This window comes from Actinosynnema sp. NPDC020468 (assembly GCF_040642015.1).
GTDB lineage: Bacteria > Actinomycetota > Actinomycetes > Mycobacteriales > Pseudonocardiaceae > Actinosynnema.
Genome location: NZ_JBFAEO010000007.1, coordinates 156,767 through 168,997 on the forward strand (window position 1 = coordinate 156,767; position 12,231 = coordinate 168,997).

Here is a 12,231-nt window from a genome sequence, read left to right on the forward strand (position 1 = left end):
TCAGCAGGGCGAGTACACCGTCACGTTCTGGTCGGACACCCGCACGACCGCGCCGTGGACGACGAACAGCGACGTGCCGGCGTTGCCGCCCAACCGCAGCACGCAGTCGGTGGTCGGCGCCGGCGCGCCGGGATCGGCCGCCGCCAACCGGGCCGGCGTCACCCGGATCACCGACATGCCCAGCACCCCGAACTCCACCGGCACGCCCGCGCGGGCGTCGGCCGCGAACCGGTCGCCCAGCCGGAACGGCAGCACCGCCAGGAACACCACCGAGAACCCGACCAGGAAGCCCGTCAGGCCGCGCACCCACAACCCGCCGCGCAACGGGAGGCGGACGACCAGTGACCGGACGTCCTTGCCCGCGGCCAGCACGAGGTCGGTCGACAGCACGAGGTCGATCGACCCCGCCGACGCCGCGCGCCGCTGCAACCAGCGGACGGCCAGCACCAGCAGCAACGCCAGCAGTCCCATCAGGAACGCGCGCACCACCAGCGACGAGACGGTGATCCCCACCTCCTCCGGCTCCACCCCGAGCGCGCCGTAGAACCGGGCCACCAGCACCCAGCCGAACGCGGAGGACACCCCGGCGACCACCGTCGTGACCTGCGCGGCGTGCCCGGCCCACTCGGACAGGCCGACCAGCAGCGGCGGCCGCGTCACAGGAAACCCACCAGCACGTACACCGCCACGCACATCCCCACCAGCAGTCCCACCAGGAACGCGACCCGGTCGCCCGTCCCGCCCGCCCGCGGATCGGCCACCGGCTCCGGTTCCACGACCTCGTTCACCGTCTGCGGCAACGCCCGGCCGACCGCCCGGCTCCACTCCGCGAGCGATGGCCGGTCGCCCACCGGTCCGCAGGCCCCGGCCACCAGCGGGACCAGCGCCGCCGGCACCCGGTCGCCCGGCAGCGGGTCGCCGGGGTGCCAGTACGGCGAGACCAGGACGCGCGCGCTCAGCAGGCCCAACAGGTACGAGGTCGACGCCCGGTCCGGCCTGCTGCCCGGCGTGGCCAGCACGCGCGGATCGGTCCAGTCGACGGTGGTGTAGAGCGGTTGGTCGCTCGGCACGGCCACCGCGCGCACCGAATCGCAGTCCAGCACGAACACCGCGGGCGGGTCCAGCGACCAGAGCACGTTGTGCGCGGCCAGGTCCTCGTGCACCAGGCCGCGGACGTCGAGCCACGACAGCACGGCCACGAGTTCGCGCAGCAGCTCGACCTTCTGCCGGTCGGTGGCCCGGACGACGCCGAGCCGCTCCGAGCGCTTCTCGTACAGCAGGTGGTTCAGGTCCCGCACGCGGGTGCGCCCGGTCGGCAGCGCGAAGTGGAACTCCGCGCCGGCGCGCACCACCAGCGTGCCGACCGCCCGTCCGCCGGACAGCACCACCGCCACCGGCCACGCCAACCGCTCGCGCGCGTACGCCGCCTGCTCGACGTCCAGTTCGGTGTGCACGTGCACCAGGTGGTCGAGCGCGACCCGACCCCGCAGCTCGTCGTACTTCTTGTACAGCAAGGACTTCCGCTCGCCCGCCAGGGCGAAGACGGTCGACGCGCCACCTCGACCGACCTGCTCGCCGGGCCCGACCTCGGCGACCGGCACCTCCGCCGGCACGACCGGGAACGACGCCGTCACAGGTCCTCCGGCCGCACGACCAGCCGCGAGGTCGTCAACTGCTCCAACTGCGCCATCAGCAACGACTTCAGCTGGGCCGCCAACGGCTGGTCCGGCGCGTCGTCCAGCACCCGCACGCCGGACGCCAGCAGGTCCGCGCCCAGGGCCTCCGCGCGAGCGGGATCCAGGCCGACGGTGACCAGGAGGAGGCGCGGATGGCTGCTCCGGTGGTAGCGGTCGAACGAGCGGTTCCAGCCCCGGTCCAGCGGCACGCCGTCGGTCAGCACCACCACCAGCGGCCGGTAGAAGGCGATGCCCAGCGCCACGTGCGTCGCCGTGTCCGAGGCGATCAGCTTGGCCAGCAGGTCGAACACCGGCGCGAACCGCGTCTCCCGGCCCACCGCGAACCGGGGCGGCTCGAACCCCTCGGTCAGATCGGCCAGCGGCAGCGCGCACCGGGCCGTGTCCGAGAAGGTGACCAGGCAGAACCGCACCCGGTCGCCGAGCACCGGCGAGTACAGCAGCTCGTCGCCGAGCGCCGTCATCAGGTGCTCGACCTCGGGCAGCCGGGCGGCCATCGACACCGACGTGTTGACCACCAGGTAGATCGGCATGATCCTGCGCATACGTCCTCCCGGTGGGTGATCTCGGCCGGGAGGGGCGAACGTTACGGCGCCGCCGGGTTCAGTCCGATGTGGACGGTGCCGCGCCGTGCGAGAACGAGGCGGACTCCGCGCCGTGCCGGGGTTCGGACTGCCGGCGCAGGCCCGGCAGGGCGCGTTCCAGCGCGTCCACGAACAGGTCGGCCAGGTCGTGGCTGAAACCGTTGCGCACCACCACGCGCAGCACCGCCAGGTCGGTCCGGCCCTCCGGGAAGGTGTACGCGGGCACCAGCCACCCCTGCTCCCGCAACGCGCTCGACACGTCGAACACCGAGTAGCCCTCCTCGCCGTCGGCGAGGGTGAAGGCGAACACCGGCAACTGCCGGCCGTCGGTGACCAGCTTGAACGCGCCGAGCGCGGCGATCCGGTCGGCCAGGCCGGACGCGACCTCGCGGCAGTACCGCTGCACCCGGCGGAACCCGTCCTGGCCCAACCGGAGGAACGTGTAGTACTGCGCGACGACCTGCGCGCCGGGTCGGGAGAAGTTCAGCGCGAACGTCGGCATGTCGCCGCCCAGGTAGTTCACCTTGAACACCAGGTCGTCGGGCAGCGCGGCGGCGTCGCGCCACACCACCCAGCCCACGCCCGGGTACACCAGCCCGTACTTGTGCCCGGAGGTGTTGACCGACGCGACCCGGGGCAGCCGGAAGTCCCACTCCAGGTCCGGGTCGCAGAACGGGGCGATCATCGCGCCCGACGCGCCGTCCACGTGCACCGGCACGTCCGGACCGCCGTCGGCGTGCACCCGGTCCAGCGCCGCGCAGATCTCCGCGACCGGCTCGTAGGACCCGTCGAAGGTGGACCCGAGGATCGCCACGACGCCGATCGTGTTCTCGTCGCAGCGGGCCACCGCCTCCTCGGCGGTCAGGTGGAACCGGTCGCCCGCCATCGGCACCAGCCGCGCCTCGACGTCCCAGTAGTTCGCGAACTTCTCCCAGCACACCTGGACGTTCACGCCCATCACGATGTTCGGCCGGTCGGTCGACAGGCCCGCCGCGCGCCGGCGGTGCTGCCAGCGGCGCTTGAGGGCCAGGCCCGCGAGCATGCACGCCTCGCTGGACCCGGTGGTCGAGCAGCCGGGCGCGTCGTCGGGCGCGGGCGCGTGCCACAGGTCGGCGAGCATCCGCACGCACCGCCGCTCCAGTTCGGCGGTGCGCGGGTACTCGTCCTTGTCGATCATGTTCTTGTCGAAGCACTCGGTCATCAGGTCCTGGGCGCGCGGTTCCATCCAGGTCGTCACGAACGTCGCCAGGTTGAGCCGCGCGTTGCCGTCGAGCATCAGCTCGTCGTGCACCACCTGGTAGGCGATGTCGGCGTCCAACTCGCCCTCGGGCAACCGGTCCCGGGGTATCCGCACCGGCTCGCGGGTGAACACCGGGTTGACCGCCACCTGCGCGCGGGCGGGGTCCGAGGGCTCGTTCAGCGGCATGGGCCTTCCTCAGGTCTGGGACGCGGCGGCGCGGGCGCCGAGGTGGCGCAGCGACAGCGGGTGGCGCGGCGGTCCGGTCACGACGGTGGTGCGGGTGGCGGTCAGGTGCGGGTCGACGTGCAGCAGTTCGCCGGGGAGCAACGGCCGCCAGCCCGGGTCCTCGTCCATGCGCTCGGTCGCGACCACCACGGACGGGTGGTCGGCCAGATCGCCCGACCGGGCCCGGATGCGACCGGCGGTGCTCGCGTGCTCCAGGTGCCGGTGGCCGTGCGGACCGCCGGCCGCGCGTTCGAGGACGAACAGGTCGTGGGTGTCCGGGTAGCGCAGCGCCCACAGCTCGGTCGGCGTGGTCAGCACCAGGTTGATCGCGTAGACGGGGACGTGCTCGGCGACCCAGCGGGCGGCGGCCGCGATCCCCGCGCCCACGTCGCCGTCCTGCTCGTCGATCCGCTGGGTGATCAGCGCGAAGAACCGCTCCGAGTCGGTGTCGCCCTCGACCAGGTCCCGGTAGTCGCCCAGCTCGGCCTCGAGCGTCGGCAGGTCGGCGAGGACGCCGTTGTGCGCGAACAGCCTGCCGTGCTGGACGAACGGGTGGGTGTTGCGCGGGTCCAGCCCGCCGGTGGAGGCGTAGCGGATGTGCGCGAGGAACGTGGTCGACTCGCGTTCCCGGGCCTCCCGGGCGAACGCGACGTCCTGGTAGGCCGCCAGCGCCGCCTTGTCCACCAGGGGCGTGCCGTCCGCGCCGAACACACCGAGCCCGGTCCCGTCGGGTTCCCGCCTGCTCTGCCGGGCGAGGCTGTCCGGCGCGTCGAGCAACCAGAACGCCGCCCGGACCCGGCGGGGCGCGGCGGACAGCCCGAACAACCGGCACATGAGGACCTCCCTGGGCCCCAGTGTGGTCACCCCGATCGCCGCGCGCACCCCGGGAACGCCGAGGATCGGGTCCCCCGTGGTGCGGGAACCCGATCCGGCCGCGGTCGACCGGTCCGCGTCAGGAGGCCGGTCGCTCCGAGTCGTAGTTCGGCGCCAGCGACAGCGCGCTGAACCGGAACGGCCGGTCGACGCGGACGAAGCCGAGCGGGCAGTGCTTGGTGCCGGCGGGGATGTAGATCGACCCGCTGGTCGTGATGGTGTGCCGCACGCCCTCGATGTCGAGGTAGATCTCGGCGCCGAGGTCGTCCACGTCGTGCGGGTCGTTGCCGTGCCAGATCAGCACCTCGTCGTAATCGTGCTCGTGCTCCTTCACCCACTCCACCGGCTCGGTGCACTCGTGCACCCAGGTGTAGGTCAGGTGGATCTTGCTCTCCGGCACGTCCTTGGCCCGCATCAACGCCAACGCGGCGCCCACGTTGTCCGGCTCGGGAGCACCGGCCGCCGCGCCCTCGTTGACGAGGTCGTCGAGGCAGCTCTGCATCTTCCGGACGATCAGGTGCTCGTACGGGCTGGTCATGTGCTCTGTCCTCCACGTCGTCGCCGGTGGCCGCCGCCGACGCTAGCCGGCCCTCCGGGAAACGAAAAGTCATTCAACTCCGCTTTTCCGACACGGAAATCGAATCACCGGACGCCAATTCCCGTGCACTGCCGGACAACCGCCGACAAATCCGTCGCACTAAGATCCGGTCCCGCCGACCGGGTTTCCCGACCGCGAATGCCTCAACCGTTCACGACGCTGCGCCAGTAGGCGACGTTGCTGCACGTCGTGCGCACCTCCGGGTCGTCCGCCGGCGCCACCTCCAGGCGGTCCGCGAGCAACTCCTCGAACATCAGCAGCGCGCCGATCGCGTCACCACCGTCGCCGAGCCGGCGCGCGAGGTGACCGCGCGTCGTCAAGGTCAGCGGGTGCCTGCGCCCCAGCACCCGCTCCTGGTCGGCCACCAGCACGCGCAGCGCCTCGGTCGCGGCGACCCGATCACCGCACTCCGCCCGCCAGAACTCGATGTTGCCGCGCACCGTCAACACGTCCACGTGCTCCGCGCCCACCACCAGGCCCAGATCCACCAGCACGTCCCGCAACGCGGCCACCGCCGAGTCGACCTCGCCCGTTTCGGCCAGGCACATCGCGAGGTTGTTCCGGGTGGCGAACACCGTCAGGTGCGACGCCCCGAAGGCCCGCGTCCGGTCGTGCAGCAGACGGGCGAACGACTCCGCGGCCGCGGCGGGCTCCCCGAGCGCGGCCAGCGTCGACGCGACCCGGTCGTGCATGGCCAGCGTGTCCGGGTGCAGGTCGCCCAGCACCCGGGTCTGGTCGGCCAGCACCTTGCGCATCGCCGCCAGCGCCTCCGCCGACGTCCGGGTCACCCCGTAGGCGGTCAACTGGTGCCGAACCCGCCAGTACTGCAACTCGGCCCGCGCGTTCAGCGTGTCCCGGTGGTCCTTGCCCAGCACGCGGAGGTGGTCGGCGAACAGCACCTCCAGCAGCGCAACGGCGTCACCCGGCGCGCCGGCGCGACCGGCCCACCCGGCAGCCTCGGTCCGGAGCGCGAGCGCGTCGCGGTGGTCGGGTCCGAGTCGGTCCGCCGCGTCCCGCGCCAGCCGGTCGAGGTAGTCGCGGGCCTCGGCGGACCGACCGCCGGCACCCAGGCTGTCCGCGACCCGCCGCAGCAGCGGGTGGCAGCCCGGCGACCACAACCACCGCCCCGCGACCGCGCGCAACGCCGCCGTGTTCGCGCGCAGCACCTCCACCAGCACGACGTCGCGCTCCACCGACGGCCACGCCTCCAGCAGCGAGCGCGCCACCACGTCGGCGAGGCCCGCCGCGCGGTCGTCGTCCACGGTGTCCCGGGTCGCCCGCTGCACCAGGCCGTGCACCCGGACCTCGCCGTGCGGCCGATCCGGTCGCACCGTCACCAGGTTCAGCCGGCCCAGGCACGTCAAGGCGTCCTGCGCCTGCTCCGCGTCGACCTCACGACCCACCGCCGCGGCGAGGTGGCCCAACACCGCGGGCGTGGTCAGCACGACCGCCGGGATGCCCTCCGGGTCGAGCATCGACGCCACCTCCAGCAGCGGACCGGCCAACCCCCTCGGCTCGAGCCGGTCGGCGAGGTCGACCGACAACGACCAGGTCGTCGCGACCGTGCCCCGGTACTCGTCGGGCACCGCGCCCGGCTCGGGGAGCAGCGCCGCCAACCTCCGCCGCGTGTCGTCGAACCGCCGCACGTACTCCGCGCAGGTCAGGCCGCGGTCCATCAGGTAGGCGGCGGCCTGCGCCAACGCCAGGGGCAGGTGCTGCACCCGGCTCGCCAACTCGCCCGCGCCCTCGCCCAGTCCGGGGCACGGCGCGAGCTTCGCCGCGAAGTAGGCGGCCGACTCGGCCGGCACGAACATGCCCACCGGCAGCACGGACCGGCCGCCGAGCAGGGCCGCGTCCGCCCGGCGGCTCGTCACCAGGGTGCGCCCGGAACCGGTGCGCGGCGGCCACAGGCCGTCCAGGTCGCCCGGCACCCGCACGTCGTCCAGCACGATCAGCCAGCGGGCACGGGTGGACACCAGCCAGCCGAGCAGCCTCCGGGCGCCCGAGGCCGGACTGGCGTCCTCGACCCCGGTGAGGTCGGCGGCGAGCGTGGCGTAGTCCGCCTCCACCGCGTCCCGGTCGCCCGCGGTCACCCACACCAGCAGGTCGACCAGGCCGGACGTCCACGCCCGCTCGGCGTGGTCCACCGCGAGCTGGGTCTTGCCCGCGCCGCCCGGGCCCGTCAGCACCACGGTGTGCGCGTCGTCCACCGGCAGCCGCCGCCGCTGGAACGCGTCCGCGCGCGGCGGCACCCGGCCGAACCGGTAGGGCAACCGCGCGGTCGTCCGCGACGCGTGCCGGTGCTGGTGCACGTCGCCGTGGACCACCCCGGCCTGCACCAGCATGTCCGGCACGCCACCGGCGACGCTGTTGGACACGTCGCGCGCCTCGTCCGGCCCGTCGACCATGCCCCGATCATGCCGTGGAACGCCCGGCGGGCCCGGTCGACGTGCCGATCAGCCCGCCGCGGGCCGCGGACTCAGGCCGGCGACCGCCAGCCGGAAGAGCCGGTCCGCGCGGTCGGCGGGGTCCGGGTGGTGCTCGGTGGCCAGGACGACGCCGACGGCCAGGGCGATCAGGTCGGAGACGGTGACGCCCGCCGGCACCGCGCCGTCCTCGACCGCGCGGCCCAGCAGCGGGTCGCCGGCGTTCTCCAGCGCCGCCGAGCAGGAGTTCTCGTGCACCGACTCCGGTTCGGCGCCGTCGTAGGCCAGTGCGGCGGCCAGGCCGCGGGCGGACACGCAGTAGGCCACCACGTCGTCCATCCAGGTGAGCAGCGCGTCCCGGCTGTCGGCGGTGTCCGCCAGGTCGCGCGCCCGGCCGCACAACGCGTCGATCCGCTTGCGGGACACCGCTTCCAGCAGGGCACGGCGGGTCGGGAAGTGCCGGCGCACGGTGGCCGAGCCGACCCCGGCGGTCCGCGCGATCTGCTCCAGCGACGCGCCCGCGCCGTGCGTCGCGACCTCGTCCTCCGCCACGGCGAGGATGCGCGCGTAGTTGCGCACGGCGTCGGCGCGCTGGCGGTCGGGCACGGCGTCATCTCCGAGGGTGCTTGCTCAAGTGGCGGGGCCCGCCGTATCGTACCGGACACCGAAACGGCGGACCCCGCCATTTAGCTCGAGGAGCACCCATGCCCACTCCCGCACCCGTCCTGGTCACCGGCGCGACCGGCCGCCAGGGCGGCGCCACCGCTCGGGCCCTGCGCGCGGCGGGCGTCCCCGTCCGCGCCCTGGTGCGCGACCCGGACACCGACCGGGCCCGGGCCGTCGAGGCGCTCGGCGCGGACCTCGTCACCGGCGACCTGCACGACCGCGACTCCCTGGTCCGCGCCGCCACCGGCGTCCGCGCCGTGTTCTCCGTGCAGATGCCCGCGATCACCGCGACCGGCTTCGACTTCGCGGGCGAGGTGACCCAGGGCGTCAACCTGGTGGAGGCCGCGAAAGCCGCGGGCGTGCCGCAGTTCGTGCACACCTCGGTCAGCGGTGCCGGTCAGCACACGTCCGCGCCCGGCTGGGCCGAGGGCCGCTGGACGTCGATGGAACCGACCCTGGGCGCCAAGTCCGCGATCCAGGACCACGTGCGCGCCGCCGGCTTCGCCCGCTGGACCCTGCTGAAGCCGGCCTTCTTCATGGAGAACTTCCTCCCCTCCATGAAGTTCCTGTTCCCGCGCGGCGTCGAGGGCGGCCTGGTGAGCGTGCTGCGCCCGGACACCCGGCTGTCCCTGGTGGCGGTGTCCGACATCGGCACGGCCGCGGCCGCGGCCCTCGCCGACCCCGACCGCTTCCACGCCGCGGAACTGGAACTGGCGGGCGACCACCGCTCGATGACCGAGATCGCCGCCACCCTCACGACCGTCCTGGGCACCCCGCTGTCCGCACCCGACCTGTCCGAGGCCGAGGCATTGGCCGCCGGCATGCCGCCCATGGGCGCGTCCCACGAGTGGCTCAACGCCACCGGCCAGCCCGCCCGCCCCCACCTCGCCAGGGCGTTCGACCTCCCCGTCACCGACTTCGCCACCTGGGCCCGCGCCCACCTGTGACCGGTCAGTCCCGCACCAGGCGGTGCCACACGCCGTCCAACCCCTTGACGGCGACACCCTCGACCGCGGGACGCCACCCGGGCGGCCAGGTCGACCGACCGGGCACCGGGGGGACGGTCAGGCACCCCTCGAGGGACGTCGTGCGGCCGTAGTCGACCCGGTCGAACCGGGTGCCCTCGCCGAAGCGGGCGTCGTCGAACCACGCGACCCGGCGGAACTCCGCCCCGTCGAACCTGGCCGCACCACCGAACTCCGCGCGGTCGAACCGGGCGTGCGCCGCGAACCGGGCACCGCCGAACTGGGCGTGCACGCCGAACCGGGCGTCCTCGAACCACGCGATCCCGCCGAACCGGGCCCGGTCGAACGTCGGCTCCCCGACGAACACCGTCCCGGTGAAGTGGGCGTCCGCGCCGAACTTCGCCTCGTCGAACCTGACCCGGCCGCCGAACTCCGCCCCCTCGAACCAGGCGCCGCCCGCGAACCGCGCGTCGCGGAAGCTCGTCACCCCGCCGAACCTCGCGCGGTGGAACGACGTGACGCCGGTGAAGCTCGTGCCGACGCAGGTGAGCGAGCGGACCTCGCAGCCGGACAGGTCGAGGTCGATCAGGGTCGCGCCGGCCAGGTCGAGATCGAGGTCCGGCCAGAAGGCCGGGCTCGGGACGCGGTCCTCGCCCGGCCGGAGGTGGTCGGTCAGGAGGCGCTGCGCGGTGAGCCGCACCTCGCGTTCCCGCAACCACTCCCGGTGCGCGGCGACGGCGTCCGGGTCGGCCTCGCGCCCGGGCGGGGCGGGCACCGGATCGAACGGCATGTGCAGGCACGCGCACAACAGGTTGAGGATGGTCTGCCGCTGCGACGGGTTGTCCTGCGCCAGGCGCTCGAGCGCGTACAGACCGGCCATCCGGACCGGTGTCTTCTCCGAACCCAGCAGCTCGGCGGACTTCGCGTAGGAGTCGGTGATGCGCTGGGCCCGCGCGTGCGACCGGGTGTCCTCGGCCGCGCGCGACGCGAGCTCGTGCGTGCGGTCGGCGGTGAGCTCGGTGTGCGCCTGGGCCAGGTCGCGCTGGGTCAACTCGGCGCGGCGGTTGACCAACTCCTCGTCCCGCCGGGCGAGTTCCGCGTGCCGGGCGCGCAACTCGAACTCCTGCGTGCGCTGCCGGCGCGCGGCGAGGTAGAGCGCGACCATCCCACCACCGCCCACCGCCACCGAGGACCCGATCCTGATCACGTCCAACACCGCGCCGACCTGCCGATCGGCGTCGGCGAACACGTGCCCGCCCACCCACGCCGACACCGCCAGCGTGACGGCGACCGCCACCACCAGCACGCCCGCCAGGGCGGCCGGAATCGTCCACCGCCCGAGAGTGCGCTCCGGCTCCGCCGCCGGAGCACCTCGCTCCCGTGCCACCGCCAAGCCGGACTCGGTCATACCCCGAAGACGTCCGAACCCCCGACCGGGTTCCCGCCACCGCGATCGCGACGGACGCTCATGTCCTTGTCGCACTTCAGGTTCACGGGGGTCCACGGCGGCAACGGGTCGCGGTGCGCGCGATCCCGGCGAGGAAATCCCGCCGACCGATTCGTCCACAGTGGACTCGACACCGCGGCCGCGGCCGACCCGATCGGGCGGTCGGGGTTTGGCCGGCCCGGACTCGGGCTACCTCCACGGGGACAGCCGTCGACGGCCGAGAGGTGCGCATGCGTTTCAGGAGGGTGATCGTCGCCGGTTCGGCGGTCGCGCTGGTGGGTTTCGCCGCCGCGTGCGGCACGGCGATGTCGGGGTCCTCGTCGGGCAGCACGTCCGGCGCCGCGACCACCACCGGACGACCGACGACCACCGCCGGGCAGCCCTCGACCGCGACCGACGCGGCGGTCCGGGCGGAGTTGACGATGCAGGGCTCGGACAAGCCCGGCGTGGGGCTGCTCACCGTGACCAACGACGGGAGCGCTCCGGTCACCGTGCGGGGGTGGCCGAGGCCGACGTTCACCGACCTGTCCGGCGCGCCGGCGGAGATTCCGGTCGAGCAGGTGGCGGTTCCCGGCGAGGGGCCGTCGATCACGCTCGAACCCGGGCGGACCGCGTTCGCCGGCGTGGCGCTGAGCACGGGTGACGACGGTACGGCGATCGACACGATGGCCGTCGAGGTGCCCGGCGCCGGCACGGCCCGGGTGACGTTCGTCGGCACCGACGGCCGACCGGTCACCGACCCGAGCAGGCTGAAGGTGAGCGGGGTCCGGGTCGGCACCCTCCAGCCCGCCGCCCAGGGCGTGCTGGTGTTCTAGCGCACCCGTCAAGGCGGTTCCCGATCCTCCGGCGCGGAGTTCCGCTCGGCACTCGGCGGCGCACAACAGAACCCGGCGCACCACGCGCGAAGGAATTGCGAATTGGCGCGACCCGCCGGGTGGAATACGGCGCGGTTGCCCGGGTGTGTCGGACGCCACGGGAACCGACGTCCGGGCGCACCGCCCGACTGCGCGTGATATCGGTGCGTAGTCACCGCGCGCCACCGGATTCATTCGGTCGTCGCCTTGTGACCCCGACGCCGGGTGGGGAACAATTTTCCGAGTACGTGTGGTGATCGTGTCCGGCGGCCTGGGGGGTTCGGGAACGACGAGTGTGTCGACGGTGAAGTGCGCCTCACGAGCGGTGGGCGGTCGCGGACCGGGGCGCGCGGTGCCGACGTGCGGCGCGACGTCCGGTGTCACGGTGTCCGCGCACCGGTGGTGCCGCATTTCGCCGCATACCTGAGCGACTATTCCACGCCGGCCACGGGTTTTCGTGCGACACCCCCGCCGAATTGCCCGGTTCGTGCTCGCAGGCCGGTCCGGCCGAAATCGTGCGATCGACCATCGCGCCACTTCGGGCACCCCCTGAATCCGCCCCGGACGTCGTCCGGCGAGCTGCTCGGGAAATGTCCTGCAAAGAAGTTCCACCCCGTCGGGTTCCGCCGATCGGGGTATTCCGCCCGAAGGGGGACTTC

At 73.7% G+C, this 12,231-nt stretch carries 11 protein-coding genes; 2 read left to right on the forward strand and 9 right to left on the reverse strand.

What is annotated here, in order from left to right; all coding sequences use genetic code 11:
- The 8 genes from AB0G50_RS08570 to AB0G50_RS08605 form a co-directional block, all read right to left on the reverse strand.
- A complete protein-coding gene (locus AB0G50_RS08570; protein WP_360103821.1) occupies positions 1–660 on the reverse strand; it encodes a hypothetical protein in 660 nt (219 codons plus the stop codon).
- Positions 657–1,634 carry a hypothetical protein gene (locus AB0G50_RS08575; protein ID WP_360103824.1) on the reverse strand — a complete coding sequence of 326 codons (978 nt, stop codon included), beginning with the start codon at positions 1,632–1,634 and terminating at the stop codon, positions 657–659. Before AB0G50_RS08575 ends, AB0G50_RS08570 begins: the two co-directional genes overlap by 4 nt.
- Positions 1,631–2,239 (reverse strand): hypothetical protein, encoded by a 609-nt coding sequence (locus AB0G50_RS08580; RefSeq protein WP_360103827.1) that lies wholly within the window; start codon positions 2,237–2,239, stop codon positions 1,631–1,633. The genes AB0G50_RS08575 and AB0G50_RS08580 overlap by 4 nt, the downstream gene beginning before the upstream one ends.
- A gap of 58 nt (positions 2,240–2,297) precedes the next feature.
- Positions 2,298–3,704, reverse strand: a complete 1,407-nt coding sequence (locus tag AB0G50_RS08585) for a glutamate decarboxylase (protein WP_360103830.1) — start codon at positions 3,702–3,704, stop codon at positions 2,298–2,300.
- A 9-nt stretch (positions 3,705–3,713) separates the two neighbouring features.
- Entirely contained in the window at positions 3,714–4,577 is an 864-nt protein-coding gene (locus AB0G50_RS08590; RefSeq protein ID WP_360103833.1) for a class II glutamine amidotransferase, read from the reverse strand.
- 118 nt (positions 4,578–4,695) lie between these two features.
- Positions 4,696–5,154, reverse strand: coding sequence for a hypothetical protein (locus tag AB0G50_RS08595; protein WP_360103836.1), 459 nt, complete (start codon positions 5,152–5,154; stop codon positions 4,696–4,698).
- 203 nt (positions 5,155–5,357) lie between these two features.
- Positions 5,358–7,622 carry a tetratricopeptide repeat protein gene (locus tag AB0G50_RS08600; RefSeq protein WP_360103839.1) on the reverse strand — a complete coding sequence of 755 codons (2,265 nt, stop codon included), beginning with the start codon at positions 7,620–7,622 and terminating at the stop codon, positions 5,358–5,360.
- Positions 7,623–7,670: 48 nt separating this feature from the next.
- Positions 7,671–8,246, reverse strand: coding sequence for a TetR/AcrR family transcriptional regulator (locus tag AB0G50_RS08605; RefSeq protein WP_360103842.1), 576 nt, complete (start codon positions 8,244–8,246; stop codon positions 7,671–7,673).
- Positions 8,247–8,344: 98 nt separating this feature from the next.
- Between AB0G50_RS08605 and AB0G50_RS08610 the strand changes: the two genes are divergently transcribed.
- On the forward strand, positions 8,345–9,253 hold the full coding sequence (locus tag AB0G50_RS08610; RefSeq protein WP_360103845.1) for an NmrA family NAD(P)-binding protein: 909 nt from the start codon (positions 8,345–8,347) through the stop codon (positions 9,251–9,253).
- 4 nt (positions 9,254–9,257) lie between these two features.
- Here the strand turns inward: AB0G50_RS08610 and AB0G50_RS08615 are convergent, their stop codons facing one another.
- On the reverse strand, positions 9,258–10,679 hold the full coding sequence (locus AB0G50_RS08615; RefSeq protein WP_360103848.1) for a pentapeptide repeat-containing protein: 1,422 nt from the start codon (positions 10,677–10,679) through the stop codon (positions 9,258–9,260).
- Positions 10,680–10,948: 269 nt separating this feature from the next.
- On the opposite strand from AB0G50_RS08615, the gene AB0G50_RS08620 reads away from it, so the two are divergent.
- Positions 10,949–11,533 carry a DUF4232 domain-containing protein gene (locus AB0G50_RS08620; protein ID WP_360103851.1) on the forward strand — a complete coding sequence of 195 codons (585 nt, stop codon included), beginning with the start codon at positions 10,949–10,951 and terminating at the stop codon, positions 11,531–11,533.
- Positions 11,534–12,231: the final 698 nt, after the last annotated feature.

What these genes read in the sequence shown, in the direction of transcription:
- AB0G50_RS08580 (WP_360103827.1), bottom strand. Translation starts at nt 2,239, where the DNA reads ATGCGCAGGATCATGCCGATCTACCTGGTGGTCAACACGTCGGTGTCG.
- AB0G50_RS08585 (WP_360103830.1), bottom strand. Translation starts at nt 3,704, where the DNA reads ATGCCGCTGAACGAGCCCTCGGACCCCGCCCGCGCGCAGGTGGCGGTC.
- AB0G50_RS08590 (WP_360103833.1), bottom strand. Translation starts at nt 4,577, where the DNA reads ATGTGCCGGTTGTTCGGGCTGTCCGCCGCGCCCCGCCGGGTCCGGGCG.
- AB0G50_RS08595 (WP_360103836.1), bottom strand. Translation starts at nt 5,154, where the DNA reads ATGACCAGCCCGTACGAGCACCTGATCGTCCGGAAGATGCAGAGCTGC.
- AB0G50_RS08600 (WP_360103839.1), bottom strand. Translation starts at nt 7,622, where the DNA reads ATGGTCGACGGGCCGGACGAGGCGCGCGACGTGTCCAACAGCGTCGCC.
- AB0G50_RS08610 (WP_360103845.1), top strand. Translation starts at nt 8,345, where the DNA reads ATGCCCACTCCCGCACCCGTCCTGGTCACCGGCGCGACCGGCCGCCAG.
- AB0G50_RS08615 (WP_360103848.1), bottom strand. Translation starts at nt 10,679, where the DNA reads ATGACCGAGTCCGGCTTGGCGGTGGCACGGGAGCGAGGTGCTCCGGCG.
- AB0G50_RS08620 (WP_360103851.1), top strand. Translation starts at nt 10,949, where the DNA reads ATGCGTTTCAGGAGGGTGATCGTCGCCGGTTCGGCGGTCGCGCTGGTG.